At 64.2% G+C, this 17,289-nt stretch carries 15 protein-coding genes and 1 pseudogene; 3 read left to right on the top strand and 13 right to left on the bottom strand.

Features of this window, described 5'->3' with window-relative positions; all coding sequences use genetic code 11:
• Window positions 1–197 precede the first annotated feature (197 nt).
• Window positions 198–1,412: an alpha/beta hydrolase gene (locus E7T09_RS08575; protein ID WP_240741693.1), complete on the bottom strand. Its 1,215-nt coding sequence runs from the start codon at window positions 1,410–1,412 to the stop codon at window positions 198–200.
• A gap of 496 nt (window positions 1,413–1,908) precedes the next feature.
• Here E7T09_RS08575 and E7T09_RS08570 point away from each other — a divergent pair, with 496 nt between their 5' ends.
• A complete protein-coding gene (locus E7T09_RS08570; protein WP_205746965.1) occupies window positions 1,909–3,402 on the top strand; it encodes a sialidase family protein in 1,494 nt (497 codons plus the stop codon).
• 44 nt (window positions 3,403–3,446) lie between these two features.
• Here E7T09_RS08570 and E7T09_RS08565 read toward each other — a convergent pair whose 3' ends face one another.
• Window positions 3,447–4,865 carry a DUF1565 domain-containing protein gene (locus tag E7T09_RS08565; protein ID WP_136388760.1) on the bottom strand — a complete coding sequence of 473 codons (1,419 nt, stop codon included), beginning with the start codon at window positions 4,863–4,865 and terminating at the stop codon, window positions 3,447–3,449.
• 10 nt (window positions 4,866–4,875) lie between these two features.
• Window positions 4,876–6,138 carry a carboxypeptidase-like regulatory domain-containing protein gene (locus tag E7T09_RS08560; RefSeq protein WP_136388759.1) on the bottom strand — a complete coding sequence of 421 codons (1,263 nt, stop codon included), beginning with the start codon at window positions 6,136–6,138 and terminating at the stop codon, window positions 4,876–4,878.
• Between the two features lie 571 nt (window positions 6,139–6,709).
• Between E7T09_RS08560 and E7T09_RS08555 the strand changes: the two genes are divergently transcribed.
• Entirely contained in the window at window positions 6,710–6,919 is a 210-nt protein-coding gene (locus E7T09_RS08555; RefSeq protein ID WP_136388758.1) for a hypothetical protein, read from the top strand.
• 769 nt (window positions 6,920–7,688) lie between these two features.
• Here the strand turns inward: E7T09_RS08555 and E7T09_RS08550 are convergent.
• Window positions 7,689–9,392 (bottom strand): ATP-binding protein, encoded by a 1,704-nt coding sequence (locus E7T09_RS08550; protein ID WP_240741726.1) that lies wholly within the window; start codon window positions 9,390–9,392, stop codon window positions 7,689–7,691.
• Window positions 9,393–10,042: 650 nt separating this feature from the next.
• On the opposite strand from E7T09_RS08550, the gene E7T09_RS08545 reads away from it, so the two are divergent.
• Window positions 10,043–11,917 carry a GAF domain-containing protein gene (locus tag E7T09_RS08545; protein ID WP_168734765.1) on the top strand — a complete coding sequence of 625 codons (1,875 nt, stop codon included), beginning with the start codon at window positions 10,043–10,045 and terminating at the stop codon, window positions 11,915–11,917.
• Window positions 11,918–12,666: 749 nt separating this feature from the next.
• Here E7T09_RS08545 and E7T09_RS08540 read toward each other — a convergent pair.
• From E7T09_RS08540 to E7T09_RS08500, 9 genes and pseudogenes are all read right to left on the bottom strand, one after another.
• Window positions 12,667–12,849 (bottom strand): hypothetical protein, encoded by a 183-nt coding sequence (locus E7T09_RS08540; protein ID WP_136388755.1) that lies wholly within the window; start codon window positions 12,847–12,849, stop codon window positions 12,667–12,669.
• A 54-nt stretch (window positions 12,850–12,903) separates the two neighbouring features.
• Window positions 12,904–13,305: a hypothetical protein gene (locus tag E7T09_RS08535; protein WP_136388754.1), complete on the bottom strand. Its 402-nt coding sequence runs from the start codon at window positions 13,303–13,305 to the stop codon at window positions 12,904–12,906.
• Window positions 13,306–13,329: 24 nt separating this feature from the next.
• Window positions 13,330–13,737, bottom strand: a complete 408-nt coding sequence (locus E7T09_RS08530) for a hypothetical protein (protein WP_136388753.1) — start codon at window positions 13,735–13,737, stop codon at window positions 13,330–13,332.
• Window positions 13,734–14,135: a hypothetical protein gene (locus E7T09_RS08525; RefSeq protein ID WP_136388752.1), complete on the bottom strand. Its 402-nt coding sequence runs from the start codon at window positions 14,133–14,135 to the stop codon at window positions 13,734–13,736. The genes E7T09_RS08530 and E7T09_RS08525 overlap by 4 nt, the downstream gene beginning before the upstream one ends.
• Window positions 14,132–14,533, bottom strand: a complete 402-nt coding sequence (locus tag E7T09_RS08520) for a hypothetical protein (protein ID WP_136388751.1) — start codon at window positions 14,531–14,533, stop codon at window positions 14,132–14,134. Before E7T09_RS08520 ends, E7T09_RS08525 begins: the two co-directional genes overlap by 4 nt.
• Complete coding sequence (locus E7T09_RS08515) at window positions 14,530–14,796, bottom strand: helix-turn-helix transcriptional regulator (protein WP_136388750.1); 267 nt, start codon at window positions 14,794–14,796, stop codon at window positions 14,530–14,532. The genes E7T09_RS08520 and E7T09_RS08515 overlap by 4 nt, the downstream gene beginning before the upstream one ends.
• A gap of 297 nt (window positions 14,797–15,093) precedes the next feature.
• A pseudogene (locus E7T09_RS08510) lies at window positions 15,094–15,836 on the bottom strand (IS5 family transposase); the annotation flags it as partial.
• Window positions 15,815–16,144 carry a hypothetical protein gene (locus tag E7T09_RS08505; RefSeq protein ID WP_136388749.1) on the bottom strand — a complete coding sequence of 110 codons (330 nt, stop codon included), beginning with the start codon at window positions 16,142–16,144 and terminating at the stop codon, window positions 15,815–15,817. The gene E7T09_RS08505 and the pseudogene E7T09_RS08510, both read right to left, overlap by 22 nt.
• Before the next feature lie 108 nt (window positions 16,145–16,252).
• Window positions 16,253–16,756, bottom strand: coding sequence for a helix-turn-helix domain-containing protein (locus E7T09_RS08500; RefSeq protein ID WP_168734764.1), 504 nt, complete (start codon window positions 16,754–16,756; stop codon window positions 16,253–16,255).
• Window positions 16,757–17,289 lie beyond the last annotated feature (533 nt).

Below are 17,289 nucleotides of genomic sequence, written 5' to 3'. Positions count from 1 at the left end.
CCGTCACCGGAGGAAGGGGGGCGCCAGCATTCCTGTGGAAGGGCCGTCCAGGCCGCGGCCTGGACGGGCAGGTGGGGGGTGATCAGGGGCATGCGCCCTCGCTTTAAGCGCGTTCAGGGGACGCGTTCAGCGCAGTATCTCTCCTGCTCATGATGATTGGACTTTGTGGCCATCCATGGTGCCTTCAGACTGAATGGTCAGTCCTCGGCGGTCGGGTGTCGAGTGGACTCCGGAGTTGTCACGCTCCCAGAACCCAGGATGCGCTCGACGAAGCGGGTGACGATCTCTTCGTACGCTGCTGGATCGATGTTCCAGGGTCCCACGTGCTCTGCTCCCTCCACCCGGTGGTATTCCACGATGTCCGGTCGGGCCTGTGCCAGCCGTTCCACGTGCGCCACGGGTACCGTCTGATCCTCACTGCCGTGGAACAGCAGCATCGGCGTCGTGAAATGCTCCATGACGCTGTGGTGGTCAATGGCATCAAAGTCCTGTCCACTCTTGACCGCCGTGAGCCACTCGACCAGACCCGCCAGGGGCAGCAGGTGGTAACGCCGCGCGTAGTGCCGGATGAGTGACCGCCATTCCAGCGGGGGAGAATCGAGGATCACGCCGCTGATCCGGCTGGCAAGCGCGCTGTAGCGCAGGAAGGAGAGCGTGATGGCACCGCCCATGCTGAACCCCATCAGGAGCAGGCGCTCCGCGCCATGGGCCCGCGCGTACCGGACGGCAGCCTCGAGATCCAGCCACTCCTCGGCGCTCAGGCGGTAGACCCCCTGGCGGGTACGCGGGGCGCCGTGGGCATTGCGGAAGGTGATGGTCAGGCTGGTCAGCCCCAGGCGCGCGAAGGTCGGCAGAATCCGCAAGGCGTCCCGTCGCAGGCCGTGGTACCCGTGCGTCACGATGACCCAGTCGCGGCCCCCCAGGGGCGCCTCAGCATCGCCCTGGATCAGCCACGCGGGCATCAGCCCATGTTCGGCCGGCACGACGACGTCCTGGTACGTCAGGCCGCGCGAGGCGGGCGTGCCCAGGCCCTCGGTGCTGGGCCGTACGGCCTGGTTTGCCGCGAGGGGAGCGTCCTGCCAGTGCAGGCTGCGGGTCACCGTTCGGCGGGTCTGCCCGAGCACCGGGCCCACCTGCGCCAGGTGGGTGTTCCCATGGTCATCCTCCCATTCGAGTCCGAGCACCCCGGGCCGAACGGTAGCGGCGTTGCGGGTCAGGGTCAGTTGCGCTGGTGACGCCTCGCCACCTGGATCGTCCACCTTCAGCACGCGGGTGGACGGGAGGCGTCGGCGCACGGGTGGTGCCCAGACCAGCGCGTCTGCGACCGTCCAGGCCGCCCAGAGCAGGCTGCCGAGCGTCGCGCTGGCCGCGATCAGGATCAGGACATGGACGCGTGTGAACGGGCGAGCCACAGCCGTTACCATGCCACAGCGGAACCACGCGGCGCCCTTTGATTTGCTTGAGGTGTAACACATCGGCCACCGGATGGCCGCGGCGCCAGGACGATCCGGACATTATGGTCACTGGCCTGTGCCCCCAGCCTAAGCCCCGGCCCCAGCGACTCCGACACGATTTCGGGAAACGTCCACGGGCACAGAATGGGAGCTGCGGGCGGTACGTCTGTGAGCAGGGGCGTCTGAAGATTCCCCCAGGAGGCCACAGGGACGACCGGGTGGCACCGGACACAGGAGCGCGCCCGTTCAAGTTCTCACGCAGTGGCCACCACCACGACGTCGCACCCCACCACGCCTGCGACAGCACCGCCGTACCTTTAAGGGTCAGCCGCACTGATCCTGCGGGCCTCGGTGGGACGTCCTGCGGGCTCCTGGCCGCTCAGCAGCCCCGTCATCCGGCAGGCTGGGAGCGCTGAGGGCATCAGACGTTCCGCCCCTGCCTTGGAGGCCACCCATGAACCGACGTTCAGACGCCCGCGCCACGTTCCTGACGGTTCTCCTGACCTGCCTTGGCCTGCTGCTGTGCGCCAGTGCCGCTCCGCCCGGCCCCGGAACCCTGCTGCGCGACGACACGGGCCTCTATCCCCGGGTCGTGCGCCTTCAGCACACCGGTACCAGCCACAGCCACCTGCTGGCGGCCGTCGTCGTGCCCCCAGACGGCAGCGATCCCGGCCTCAGCCCCATCTACGAGAGCCTCGACGACGGGCACCACTGGACGAAATCCCCCATCGGTACGGTGCGCGATCCGGAGGCGGCGCGGGGCCTGTGCTGCATCGCCCTGTTTGAACTCCCGCGCCGCCAGGGCCGACTGCGAGCTGGATCGTTGCTGTGGAGCGGCTCGGTGGGCCAGCAAGACCGGAGTCCTCACGGAATGGCCCTGCGTGTCTGGGCCAGCACCGATGTGGGCCGGACGTGGTTCTTTCTTTCCAGCTGCGCCCACACGGACTCGCAACAGGGGGTGTGGGAGCCAGACTTCTCGCTGGCCGCCGACGGTTCCCTGGTCTGCCACTACAGTGACGAAACCGACCCCACACACCACAGCCAGTTTCTGGCGCACGCCGTCTCCAGAGATGGCGGCCAGACCTGGAGTGCCGGCGCGCCTACGGTCGCCCTGAACGACGCCAGCCTTCGACCCGGCATGGCCACGGTTCGGCGCCTCGGGGCCGGGCGGTACGCGATGACCTACGAGATCTGCAACTGGCCCGGCGCGAGCTGCGCGGCCTTTATCCGGTTTTCGAAGGATGGCCTGGACTGGGGTGACCCGGCGACGCCCGGCACCCGCATCATGAGCAACACCGGGCTCTCCTTCGCCCACACCCCGGTACTCGAATGGGCGCCAGGGGGCGGCCCGGACGGCACGCTGCTGCTGAGCGGCCAACTGCTCATGGATGACGCGGGACTCGCGCCGACCCCCGGCACCGGACGCACCCTGATGCTGAACACCACAGGCGGTACCGGCAACTGGATCGAGATTCCCGCCCCCTTCGCCCTCGACAATGTGTACGACAACTACTGCCCGAACTACGCCTCGCCGCTGCTGGCCAGCCCAGATGGGCGGCGGGTGCTGGAACTCGGCACGGCCTATGACGGGCCGCTGTGTAAACCGTATTACGGCACCGGCGCCATTCCCGGCAGCTACCACGTGGCGCACGACACCCGAGGCTCCGGCCTCGGGCAATTCGAGTACGTTGGCGCGTGGAAGGCTGACAGTGGGCACCATTTCAGTGATGCACAGAACGCGGACGTCAACCTCCGCTTCGCCGGTACGGGCGTGACCGTTGATCTCACCGGCTCTGGCCGCGTCTCGGTCGATGGGGGCCCGGATCACGCCGTGTCGGGAACCTACCAGAGCGGAGGGCTGTCAGCGGGCCCGCACGAGCTGAGCGTACGACCGCTTGCGGGCCACCGTCTGGGGCTGACCGGCGCAACAGTTCAACTTGAGCAGTGATGGCATGTGTCGAGCGCAGCGTCATCCTGCCCAGGGCTCAGCCGTTAAAACCGAACGCTGGAACCGGAGACGAGATAATAGTTGAAGTCCTTGGTGCGGTTGCCGGTCGGCCCAGCGATAAGGGTGCTGCCGTATTGTCCGCTGGCATCCGCCCCCTGGATGCCCGGTGTCCAGGTGTTTCCGACCGCGGAAACCTGCACCGGCGCATCCACCTCCAGGCCAGGACCGTCGCTGCCAGACAGGGTATTTCCCCCTGGATCGGCGGCGGTGCCGAGATCCGGCGCAACGATACCCGTGGTGTTCGAAACGAGGATGCCCTCGGTGGTGCCGGATGGTGTGGTTGCTGTTACCGTGCTGCTGCGCAGCTTGAGGTGACCCCCGCCGAGGTAGAGCGCGACCCCGCCCGAGTTGTTGATGATTGCTGCGGTCACGGTGGCCGCACCGCCACCGATGATCAGCTGATTCAGGCGGCTGCCGTTGATGGTCAACAGTCCACTGGAATTGATGCGGCCGAGGAAGCCGCCAGTGACGTCCGCGTGGGTGGTGGGATCCCGCAGTTCCAGGTCGAGGTCGCCATACACCGACACCTCCGTCGCCGTGAGCTGGGACGACCCGGACACGAAGGCGAAGGTCGCGCTCCCGGCCCCGTCCTTGAGCGCGTAGCTGCATTTGTTCAGGTCAGCGCTGGAGGCCTCGCTCAGTTCCAGCGCCGTCTGGCTGCTTGACATGTCCTTGGCGCTGAAGTCCTGGCAGGTCAGGCGAGCGGAGCCCCGGAGGCGGAACACGGCGGATCCCAGCCCTGAGGCGCTGCCCCCCACCAGACTGACCTTGGCCTGATCCGACACGTAGGACGGGAAGGTGTCGTGCAGGGCCGCGTTGTTGAGTGTGGCCTGGGCGGTGTCGGCGAGCAGCAGTGTTCCAAGGGTGTCCCCTGGTGAAAAGGACGCCGCTCCGGTGACCGTCAGGTCGGTGAGGGTGGCCTGGGCGCTGCCCGAGAACTTGAGCCCCACTTTGTTCTCCTGAAGCGTCACGCCAGTCAGGGTTGGTGTGCCCCCTGCGGCCTGTACCGCCACATCGAAGCCGCGCAGGGTGAGGTAGTTCAGGGCCGCGTGACCGGCCAGGGTGAGCGCGGACTTGCCTTGCAGACCCGCCAGTAGCACGCCAGAGGAGTTCGCCTTGAGGGTCACGCCGTCCGGTACTGTGTAACTCCACGTTTCTCCGCTGGCCCCGTCGTAGGTGCCGGCCACCAGCACCACGGTCTTGACGGTTCCTGTGGAAGCGGCTCCCAGGGCCGCCCGGATGGTCTTGAAGGGCCTGGCCTGGGAGCCTGGGTTGCCATCCAGGCCGTTCGCCGGATCGACGTACAGCTGGGTGGCAGCGGGAGGTCCGGAGGACGGGCCGGAGCAGGCAGCGAGAACCGCAGTCAGTCCACACAGCAGCCCGGTAGGGCAGAGTCTTCGCATCAGGGCTCCTTCAGGGGGCGGTGGTGAACTGCCGGCTGGCGCTGGCACTCGAGGCGTAAGTGGTCAGATAGTTCAGCGGCACGCCACTGAGCGCAGCGTTTACATTCGGCACCCGGCTGTCGGCCCCTACTGACCACTTGTACGTGGTGCCCTTTGGCGCGGCGTAACCGAGGGCCCCCAGGTCGGGCAGGGTGAGGCTGGCATTCGGCGAATACACCGTGAAGCCCAGTGGGCCCGGAGTCGTGGGGTTGATATAGACCTGATTGACGCCGGTGCTGGGTGGAGACCAGGTGAAGTGCACTGGGCTGGTGAGCCCCACGGCATTGCTGGCGGGCGCGTTCAGCTCGGCCGGCACGGGCAGAATCAGGTTGATCCCGCTGGCATCCGGCGCGACGTCGAACTGCTGCGTCGAGAGGTAGCTGTCGCCTTTTTTGGCACTGGCGCCCACGTAGAACGTGGTGGGGATGGCCGGCGTCACGTAGGAGAAACTGGTCTCTGCGCCCATGTCGAAGGTAAAGGGGTAGGACGGATAGGACGAGGTGCTGCCACAGACATACCCCAGCGTTTTGGCATTCACGCTGTAGCCGGGTGGCGCATTGACGGTGCCAGAGATGGTCTTGGTCGGTACGGGGCTCATGACCACCGTGGTCGTGGTGGGTTGCCCATCGTGAACGTAGACCTGATCCCGTTGACCGTAACTGGTGATGGCCGTGGCGACCTGCCCGGTGTTCTGGGACAGGATCGCGCAGACGCTGCCCTCGAAGCTGCTTGGGCCGCTGCCGTTCCACTGCAGGGTGGTGGTGTAGCTGCTTCCTGGCGTCGCCACCGACCCACTGACGCCCCCATTGGTGCGTACCGGGTTGCCGACATCCATCAGTCCAGTCCCAGTGCCGGTGCCGGTGAAATTCACCGTCAGGGTGGCTTTGCGGACGGGCGTGGTGTCCGGCACGTAGACCAGCACGATGGGGTCAGTTCGGGTGACGCCCTCATAGACCTGGGCGTATTTCTGGGCGGGCTGGAGGATCACCAGCTCGTAGGGACTGACCACCGAGGTGGCACTGAAGCTCCCGGCGGCATCGGTGGAGGTGACCTTGCCTCCCACCATGACGGGAAGAAAGGCCGCAGGCTGGCCGGTGTTGGTGTCGAGCACCTTGCCGCTGACGGTCAGACCGGTCGGCGTGGAACCAGAGGGGCCGGAACTGCAGGCGACCAGCAGGGCCAGCAGCGCGAAATGGGCGTATGAAGTGGGGCGCGGCAGAGCAGTCTGAAGCATGAAGAACCTCTGTGAGATTGCTTCGGGAGTTCCACGTCCTGTCGTGCCGCCGCGGGTGGCGCGTGACTGGAATCCCGCCGGCCACCGGAACCCAAAAGTCGAGTGGTGACGTGGACTGGAGCGGCAGCCTTCCAGGGAGGCTCCAGCAGCGGCCCAGGGCCGGAGGCGTGGTTCCGGCTGTCAGTCAGAACGGTCGACCTGAACCGACCGGAGCGAGGGATGACGAACCCACCTGGCGGCACTTCCCTTTGGGAATGTACTCCCCTCCTTTCCCTCACTATCGGCACTGGCCGTGATCAACGCATGATCAGCCTGTGCCCGCTGGATTGCGTTGCCGTCCGTGGGTCAGGGAAGGCGGAGTCGCCGTGCCTGCCCAGAACTCCTCTCGACATTTGTTCCCAACGACGCGCATCCAGCACCCCGACCCGGCGGCGTTCGGGCAAGGAGTGAATCGTGGCGTGGTGTGCCAAGCGCTGGCACCTGGGGAGAAAACAGGTGCAGGTGCCTCGCGAGAGTCAATCGATGCTTGAGGCACGCTGCTCCGAAGGTTTCAATGATGCACACTGAGGGCATGCTGTACGTCGCGACCGATCTGGCGAACCCGGGCCAACGCCTGGTGTTCAGGAGTGGTGGGTCTCACCACCGGTACCTGTTCAAGGACTCAAACCTGTCGCCGAAGGTGGGCGAACGCATCCGGATCGGCACCCACACGCGCGTCATCACCAAGGTGGAACGGGCGAACGTACCAGGGCAGTTCGTTGCCATCGTTCACGCCCGCTGAAGCTGTCAGAGGCCTCTGTGTCGTCGGGCGAGGCCATCAGGCGTGCCGGCCGCCAGTATTCAGGAGCGACCTGGTATGCACTCAGCTCGAGACTCACCGCGCCTTTCTGGCGACTGACACGACGAATTCTCGGCAGGGATATTTGAATTGACAGCCCGTGAATACTGCGCTAGAGTGAAGAAATCAAGGCGACCTCCGGGTCGCCTTTTCGTTTGTGGCGCAGCTGGGCTTCTGGCGGCTCGATCAGCGCGCTCACCGGCACGGCATTATTCCTTCGGTGGTGCCAACAGATCCTGCTCTTAACTCCAGGATGGCAACGGGCTCGCTGGTGCCGGCGGGTCACATGCTCCCGGCACCAGCAAACTGCTCGGGGTTCGTCTGCTGGTACCGGGGGCGGAGCTTCGCGGGTCATCCTGGGCTGTCCTGGGCAACCGGCGAGGAGATCGCTGAACCTAAGATGCGCGCCGACCGCAGTGAGCACTCAAGGTCAAGCTGGATCCCCCCACGCGTTCTCCAGGTGCCAGGGGCATGTGCTCTTGTAAAGGACTGTGCCATCTGGGCCCGTTTCCTGACAGACCCAGACATTCAGAGTGCCGTATGGCAACCTCTGCCCAAGGAGCACCACGGCCCAGTTGAAGCACCCCCGTCCAGACCACCTTGCTTCTGGATCACCAACGTGACGCGTGTGACCACGATCCGAACTCCCGGAAGACGTGGCTTGAGGTGTTCAGCATCCGGTGCGGGTTGGTCTGGGTCAGATTCCTCGTCCTCATCCTGCCGTCTGTCCTCCCGGACTTCTCTTGGGAAGGGTGAAGCCGAAGGTCGCCCCTTGGCCCACCTGGCCTTCAGCCACCATCTGACCACCATGTTTGAGAATCAGCCGGCGGACGGTGGCCAGCCCAACGCCCGTCCCGTTTGCTTCTTCAACCGTGTGAAGCCGCTGGAACATGGTGAACAACCGCTTCTGATACCGCGGATCGAAGCCCAACCCGTTGTCTTGTACATGGACTCCCCAGGCCTCCCCCAGATCCTGTGCCCACACCCGGATGATGGCCGGATTCCGGCTCCACGTGAACTTCAGGGCATTTTCGGTCAGCTCGGTCAGCACCTGTTTCAAAGCGTCCCAGTCCCCCCATACCGATGGCAATGGCTCAACCTCCCACTGGACGTTCCTGGTCAGCAGGTCGGGGAGCAGGGTGGTCTGGATCTGCATCATGAGCTCGTTCAGGTCGACCACCTGCGGCCTCAAGGGCTGCTGGGACGCGCGCGACAGATGCAGCATGGCGTCGATCAGGCCGTTCATCTGCGTCCCCGCCTGCTCCACCACGTCCAGGTAGCGGGAACTCCGCTCGTCGAGTTTGCCGTCCAGCGAGGTTCGGGCAAGCTGCAGGAACCCGAGCATGTGCCGCACCGGCGTGCGCAGGTCGTGCGAGACGGAATACGAGAACGCTTCGAGCTCCTGGTTGGCGACCGAGAGTTCCTGCGTGCGGGCGTCAAGGGCATCTCGCTGCTCTCTGAGCATGGACGTCTGCTGGGCACGGTTCAGCGCCAGATCCAGACTGCGGCCGACCGCCTGAAAGATCCCCTTCTCCCGTTCTGCCCAGGTCGCCGATCGCTGCGACCCGATCATCAGCACACTGTGCAGCTCACCCTCCACAAAGTAGGGGTAACCGGCGACGGCCTGAAAGATCCCCGTTTCTTTGATCAGGAGCCCGGTCTTCTGCCAGTGGTCAATAAACGCCGCCGCGTTTTGTCGGAGCACCTGGGCAATGCCAGAGTGTTGCAGTGGAAAGCCGTCCTGCAAGAGCGGCAGCAAGGTGGGATCAATCGAGGGGCTCCACGCTGCGAGCTTGAACACTTCGCCCTCACGCTCGAAGTGGGCGACCTGCACGGCACAGGTCTCGTGGAGCAGGGTGATGGCCTGGTGAACCAACGCCTGAACTTCGGTCTCGCTGCCCACCAGCTCTGTGAAGCGGGTGAAGGCCTCCAGGGCCGCCCGTTCCTCCTCGAGTTGCTGGGTTCGTTCTTCAAGCTGCCGCGTCCGTTCCACGACCCGGGCCTCGAGTACTCGGCTGGCTTCCGCACGGCCCAGCGCCACCGCGCACTGGGCCGACAGGCTCTCCAGAAAGCGCCGTTCCGCCGGGGTGAAGTGGTGCGGTTCCTTGAAGTCCAGCACGATGATCCCGACTGGACGGCCATCCAGAACCATGGGGAGCGCTGCGCTGGCGCTGGCCGTACGCCCCCCGATCCGACTCTCAAGTTCCGGGTAGGCCGCTCCAAGGGCACCGGCATGCTCGAAGTACACCGCCTCCTGCGTGCGCAGGAGATCCGAGATCAGCGGGTGGTTGTCAATCGACCCTTCCTGCCAACAGGGAAGGGAAGCGTCTTCGTACCCCTGGCTGCCGGCGATCTTCAACTCCTGGTGGGTCTGGTCGACAAGGAGCACGATCACGGCGGCCCCGACAGCCTGCACAACGGAGGTCAGGACGATCTCAACGACGTCCCGGTGGGTGCGGGACGCTGAGAGCGTTTCGGTGATGCCCTGCAGATCCTCCGCGAGGGGAGAGAAGGGCCCGAGATCAGCACCGGGCAAAGACGTCACACCTCAAAATAGCGGATTCGACTCCACAGCGCCGTTTTCTGACGCTGACGGCCATGGGAGACGATGGTCTGTTCATGCTTGATGCAGGACAGGCCGATTGTGGCTCTCCTGGCATGTGCCAGCTCGGGCTGGCGCGGCCACCGAGACAGGGGAGGGTTGATCGGCGGGAGAGGGCGGCAGTTCGCCTCTGAGGGCGATCTCAATCAGGACGGTGCAGGCGCTGGCAACTCCTTGGTCGTCGGGGCATTGTTCAGGTTCCGGGTGCGCCCGGCGCTGGCAGGGAAGGAGGTGTCGCGCAGATGGAGTCCCATGAGGTCGGAACCCTAGGTCGACTGGGTAGCTACGGAGGTCGGTTGTCGAGGGCATTGCCTGCGGCGCGACTCTATTGGGCAGGATGACGTGGGTTGGGAGTTACGTCGATAACATAATGGGATGGGGGGTGGGTATCCGGCACAGCTGACAGCGAACCTGACCTGGAGCCCAGCCTCGCCACGTTGGAGCCGGACTGTATGCTCGGCTACATGACGACGCCTGATCTGCCGCCCCTCCTCACTGACGGGGTGATCGACGCAACGCGCGCGGCGACGTTCATGCAGACCTGGTGGCGTCTGTCCCAAACCTTGGGCCACGCCACGACGCGCGACGAGGTCATCGACAGCGTCGTCCGCGAGGGCGTCCACGTCCTGGGTGCCGACGCCGGCACCGTCCTGCTGCCGAACGCGGACGACACCGCGTTGATCGTCAAAGGTACCCGTGGCTACGAGCCCCAGTACGTCGACGGGTGGCACACCATCCCCCTGAGCCGATCGTTGCCCAGCACCGCTGCTTACCGAACCCGCCAACCCGTGTACTCGGAGTCCATCCGTGGGGCCATCGACACCTATCCCGCGCTGGGCGACGTGCTGGGCGCCACCACTGGCAGCCTCGCCGCCCTGCCCCTGCTGGCGGGCGATGAGATCCTCGGCGTGCTGTCCCTCGCCTTTCACCGGCCACGCACCTTCGATCCCACCGACCGGGCGTTCCTGCTGTTTCTGGCGTCGCAGTGCGCCCTGGCCCTCCAGCGGAACGCGGCCCTGGAGAACGCCCAGCGGCTCAACGCCCAACTGCGTTTTCTCGCGGAGGCCGGCACCATCCTCAGCCGCTCGCTGAACCTGAGCGAGATCCTGGCCAGCATCGCGCAACTCGCCATTCCGGAGGTGGCCGACTGGTGCGTCATCTACCTCCCGGATCACGGCCAGCTCGAACCCGTCACGATCGCCCATCAGGATCCCTCCATGGTGGCCCTGCTGCAGGCGTACACCCACGCCCACCCCACCCATGTCACGTCGGACAGCGGCGTCGGTCGCGCGTATCTGACTGGGCAGGCGGAACTGCTTCCAGCCATTACGGACGAGATGTACGACGCCAGCCCGATGGACGCGACGGAGAAGGCGGAAGTCCGCCGGTTGCAACTGCGGTCGATCATCACCGTCCCGATGATCGCGGCCGGACACGTGGTCGGGGTGCTTGGCCTGGGCCGCACGGATCTAGACCGTGCCTTCACCGCCGCCGACCTGGAGTTTGCCCAGCAGGTGGCCAACCGCGCCGGTAAGGCCGTCGAGAACGCCCGACTGCACCAGGAACTCGAGCGGGAACTGCACGCCCGCCTGGCCATGCAGCAGGCCCTCGACGACACCAATGCCCACCTGGAAGACCGCGTGCGCGAGCGCACCGAGGAACTCCAGCAGCTCAACGACGAACTCCAGGCCTTCGCGCACTCGGTCTCACACGACCTGCGCACGCCGATCCGCCACATCGCCAGTTTCGCGGATTTGCTGACCCGTCATCTCCCATCTGAGAATGACCGTGCCGCTCAGGCCCTGATGCAGATCAAACATGGGGCGCAGCGCCTCAGCGCCACGGTCGACGGGCTGCTGACCCTTTCCAGATCCAGTCAGCAACCCTTGGCTCGAACCGCGGTATGCCTGGATGAGGTGGTGGGCAGCGTCATCAGTCACCTCAACATCGAAACGACCACCCATCCGGTCGAATGGCGGCTCTCTGGGTTGTCTACCGTTGCAGGTGACGCCGGCCTCCTCACCCTGGTGGTGCAGAATTTGCTTCACAACGCGGTGAAGTTCACGAGGGGCATTGAGCATCCTGTGATCGAAGTGACTGCCACCCGTTCGGACACGGGTACGACCATAACGGTTCAGGACAATGGCCCAGGCTTTGACCCGGAGTACGCCCACAAGCTCTTTCAGCCGTTCCAGCGGCTACACCACACCAACGAGTTCGAGGGCACAGGCCTGGGCCTCGCGAATGTCCGGCGCATCATCCAGCGTCATGGCGGACAGGTCTGGGCCGCGAGTGTGCCAGGCCAGGGCGCAGTCTTTTCCTTCACCCTTCCCGACTGACGCTGTGCCCGAGCGTGCCCTGCCCAACCAGCTGGGACGCTGGACATGGCGCTGACGGGGTTGTCAAAACGTTGCCAGAATTCGGACGCATTGCTTGGTGCGGGTTGAACGCGGCCTTCCTCGCCCGCTACGGTATCCGCTCGCCCAGACGTCCAAGACCCGGACAGGACGTCCAGTGTGCGTTGATGAACTGATCCCTCAGCGTGTTGTTGAAGAAGAAGGCCGTGGCTGTATTCAGGAGCCCTCGCTCGTGGCTCCTGATTTTGGTCTCTTTGCGGAGGTTCTGCATTTCCTGCTGCTCCACCGTCAACACCTGGTGTTCGTGACCTGGAGATGCAGCGTTGCCCTCGTTTTGCTTGGCGTTCATCCATTGCCGAACGAGGGACACCTGAATGCCCGGGTTACGGGCAGTGCCTGAAAGTTGCCGCTGGTACGCGCGAGATGCCCGGCCATAACGCTAGAGCTCGGGGGTCATGACGCCTCAAATCTTCGAGGCTTGTCTCCATCTGAATCTGACCTGGTCACCCTCATCCAGCATCCAGACGTCGTTGGAGGGTGGAGGGCTTATAGGTCGTCCTCGTCCGATTCTAGGCGCTTCGTGCGGCCGCTCAGATTCTCTTTCACGTACTCGTACGCTCCAGTGGGGTGTGGGTGATCGGATCGACCTCTGGAACCGACACCAGGCGCACGCGCCGCTCGGTGAGCTTCAGATCATATACGCGTTCCAGGGTGTGGGCCATCTGCTGCGCCTACTGGAAGGTCGCCTCAGTTGGGAGCGTGATGGTGTCCTGCTGCCCCGTATGGCGCGGGCCGGTCACGTGATTGGTGCCGTAACTGACCCAGTTGAGTAGGCCGAAGCGGCGCCAGTCGGTCACGGGATCGTCGGTTTCCTCGCCATGCTCTTTGATCAGGTCGGCGTCTGCTTCGATCACCCAGGCGGAATTGGGCGGTTGGTGGATCCTTCCATCATCACCTCACTCCACCACTCAGTTGAGTTCATGCTTGTCTCCTTCCGGCTGCCAGGCCCGTTCCGCTACTTCTGGGTCGAAATACAAATAGTTCCCCCTCGGCTGGCCACTCGTCATGTTCAGTTGCGGCACCGGGATCAACTGCGTCCGCCGCACCACAATCCGAGTGTCATACGCCCGACTCAGCCGGGACGCCAGTTCCGACACCTGATCCGGCGTGGCATCACCGCTCACGGAAAACGAGTCCAACGGGCCAGTGGCCGTCAGCCCGGAGTACTGGAAGACAAACCAGGCGTCGTCGGGCAGGCTGTGCTGTGCAGCCCAGGTACGCACGATTTGGGTCGTGTCGTCGTAGCGAGCCATGACCAGATCGGCATCCGCTTCGAGAATCCAGGCATCAACAGGGAGTGGGGGCGTCACGGATTCACCACCCCACCCCACCACTCAGTTGAGGTCACGCTTCTCCTCCCGCTCCAGCCGCCGCTGGGCACGCTCCCCAACCTCCGGGTCAAAATATGAATACTTCCCTGTCAGCCGACCATCCATCATCCCAACATGTGGCACGGCAATCAACTGCCTTCGGCTCACGAAGATCCGCGTGTCATACACACGGCTCAGGCGGGACGCCAGCTGCTCAATCTGATCGGCAGTGGCCTCACCTGTCACGGAAAAGGCGTCGAACGCGCCAGCCGCCGTGCTTCCGGAGTATTGGATGTTGAACGACCCGCCATCGGCCAGACCCAGCTGTGCAGCCCACGCACGCACGGTCTGGGTCGTGTCGTCGTAGCGGGCCATGATCAAGTCAGCATCGGCTTCCAATACCCAGGCATCGATGAGAGGTGGGTGCGTCACGAGGCTGTGCCACCAGCCGCTCCACGCCTCGCGAGCTCACAACTGGCCACATCGACGCACGCGTACTCACGCATGGGTTGCCGGGTGATGGGGTCGAGCCACGCAAATGGCCCCAGCCGAACGCGTCGAACCATGACCGGAACGTCGTATGCGCGCTCCAGTTCCAGAACGAGTTGCATCACTTGGTCGGAAGTTGCTGTGCCTGGAAGTTTGATAGCGTCCTGCTGGCCGAGGAGACGTGGGCCTGTCACGTGATTGGTACTGTAGACCACAAGGTTGGGGAGCGCGTGGGAGCGCAGCCACGCGGTGACGAAGGTGTCCGTTTGCTCACCGTGCTCCTTGATCAGGTCAGCGTTTGCTTCGATCACCCAGGCATCAATGGAGGGTGGATAGGTCACACTTCCTCCTCATCCAATTCTTGACGCGTCCCATGGTCGCTCAGGGCCGCTTCCACGTATTCGTACTCCCCAGTGGGTTGCAACGTCAACGGGTCGACCTTCAGCCCAGGTAGCAGGCGCACACGTCGCACGGCGAGCTTCAGATCGTAGACACGTCCCAGGGTGTGCGCGAGCTGCTGCACCTGCTCGTAGGTGGCCTCACCTGGGAGGGTAATGGTGTCCTGCTGGCCCGTGCTGCGTGACCCGATCACGTGCTCGGTGCTGTAGGTGACCCGGTCGTGCAGGACGTGGCGGCGGAGCCAGGCAGTCACGAGGTAGTCGGTTTCCTGGCCGTGCTCCTTGATCAGGTCGGCGTCTGCTTCGATCGCCCAGGCATCAAGCGGGGGTGGGATCGTCATAGGTCTGCCCCTGGCCGGACGGCGGGGTCGGACGAGGTGGCGTGCGTTCGCCACTCATGCGGGGTGATGTCGAGCACGTGACACAGGGCATCGATCTGATTGGGTCGCAGATCAGTGAGGGCAAGGCGTCCGTTTTCGAGCTGGGAGACCTGGGCTTTGTGAATTCTCCCATTGAGGATGGCGGTGCGCTGTTCGATGTCGCTCTGCCGCAGGTAACGGCCCATGCGCTTGGAGCGCAGCCACTCGTGGGGCGTGAGGGTCACGCGCTCACCACCCCACCACGCCCAGCAGCCAACGCGGAATCCAATTTCGTGTCGAGCATGACCCCTCCCACACGGCAACAACCCGCCGGCCACGGCCGCTTTGCAATGGAGTGCCCGTACATCTGGACGGCATCCGCCATGACTGGCTGCGGAACATGAACCCCACCGCCAGCAGGTTCGCGATGCGCTCGTTCACCGGCCCCGCCTCATCGCCTAGGGTCTGTCCGCAAACCATCACAGCCATTCCATGATGCAGGCGATGGTCACCATCGCCCCGTAGTAACACGCCCGCTTCTCAAACCGGGTGGCGATTCTTCGAGAGCGCTTCAGGCGGCCCACCAACCGTTCAATGACGTTCCGACGTCGGTACAGGCCACGGTCGTACGACCGTGGCCGTTTGTGATCCCGCTTCGGAGGGACGACCAGATGAATCCCTCGTCGCTGACACAGCCGATGGGCTTTGTCGCTGCTGTACGCCCGATCCGCCAGGACATTCGTGGGGCGGAGTCGGGGCCGGCCCCGACTCCGCCGCTTGACCTTGCCGGCATCCAACAGCGCCTCGAACATCAGCATCTCGTTTCGCTGTCCAGCGGTGAGCAGGAAGGCCAGCGGCCTTCCCCGCCCGTCACACTTCAGGTGGATTTTGGTTCCGAAACCCCCCTTCGAGCGACCAAGCGCTTCGTCACCGTCCCCTTTTTTGCCCCTGCCGCACTTTGATGGGCGCGCACGATGGTGCTGTCGATCATGTGGATCTCCCACTCGACCTGTCCGGCATGATCGGCACGTTCCTGCACCCGGGCGAGCAACTGTGCCCACAGCCCCTGGTGTTGCCACCGGTAGAACCGGGAACTGACTGTTTTCCAGTTCCCATAGCGTTCGGGCAGGTCACGCCACGCGCTTCCGGAGCGCTTGATCCACAGGATGCCGTTCAGGACAGTGCGATGATCCAGGGAGGGACGTCCTGTTTGCTGGCGTTGAGGTGGGAGCAGTGGAGCCAAATGGCTCCACTGCTCATCCGTCAGTTCGTAGCGTCGTACCACACATCATTCTTGCCTCTAGATGGCAGTTTGCGGACACAACCTAGCTCAGACTCGTAATGTCGATCGATGCCATGGCAGGGCATCACCACGTGCGCCACCTCATGCCACAGGCCGAAGCGGTGGCGGTGGGTGCCCAGGGCGGCGGTGTAGGTGATCAGGGCGGGTGGGCCACCGTTGGCACTGTGCAGGTTGCCGGGGATAACGTGCACGCCCATGCGCCGGGCGAAGGCGAGCGCGGTATCTGGGTGGTCGTGTTGGGCGTGCAACTGGGCGCCGTAGTCCATCAGGTCGCTGATGATGCCGTCCATCAGAAGGCTGCACGCCAGGGGAGGAATCTCAGGCGGTGGGCCACGCCCTGTGGAAGGGATGCCGTGGTGGGCTGTGGCGTGATGCAGGGTTGACCGTCGCCGTTCACGTCAGTGACCTCCGGGTTCGATGCCCTCTGCCTTGAGGAGGAGATAGAGGCGCCACCAGCGTTCGGCGCTGACGGATCCGGTGCCGAAGCGTTGGCCGGCGAGGTATTGCTGCCAGCGTTCTTCGTTTAGTTCGGGATTGTCGTCGCGGCGCATGCGGATCATGTCCTCCAGTTCCTCCGGAAGAGCACGGCGAGGCGTGGTCGTCGTGGTTCGCACAGCCGACGCGGGAACTTCGTTGATCAGGTAGCCGCCATGCTTGACGACTTCTGCAGTCAGCCGGATGCCTAAGGCCTCCTGCATTTCTGCGACCGTCCAATTCAGGGCGCTTGCCAAGTGACTCACGCGGGTACTCGTAAGGTTCGAGATGAGCACCTTACCCCGCTCCAGATCACTGATTGTTCCTTGCGATATGGCATCTTCCGTACGAGCCGCGATGTCCTCTTGACGCAGATCTAATGCGACACGTCGTGCGCGGAGAGCTGTGCTCCACGCGGGCCGTGGCATTTTCGGCTCAGGCCCGCGAGGCATGGTGTGCCTGAGACACAAGGACGAAACTAGGAGCATGCCGCATTATACGGACAGTCTGAGTGGTCGATCCTCCGTTTCAAAACGTTACCTCCGTATCGTATTGACGTTACTGGTGGAGATTCCGTATTGTATCAGCATGCCAATGTTGCTACCTAGTCTCAAGGTTGCCCACATACGTGCTGGGCTGACTCAGGAACTGTTGGCCGCTACTGCGGGAATATCGTCTGCGACAATGTTAAAGCTCGAGCAGGCGGAGGCTCTGGACATTCTGGGCGAACGCTGGAGTCGCCTACGGCAGCACTCAAAGTCGCGACTCAGACTCTCTTTTACCTGCCTAATCGGAAGGTTCCGAGTTTACGCTAAACCAGGAGGTCACTACCGCATGAGCCTCGCTGTCACTCACTCGCCCGAGCAGTTGGCTGACCAGATCGCCCAGCGCATCCAGGTAACCCGCACAGCACCTACCCCTCTGAAGCTCGCGTACATCATTCCGAAGCCGGCGAGATCAG

The sequence above is a fragment of the Deinococcus sp. KSM4-11 genome, assembly GCF_004801415.1.
In the GTDB taxonomy this organism is placed as follows: Bacteria; Deinococcota; Deinococci; order Deinococcales; family Deinococcaceae; genus Deinococcus.
The sequence above is the reverse complement of the archived record's forward strand: the minus strand, read 5'-3'. Positions and strand labels throughout refer to the sequence as shown.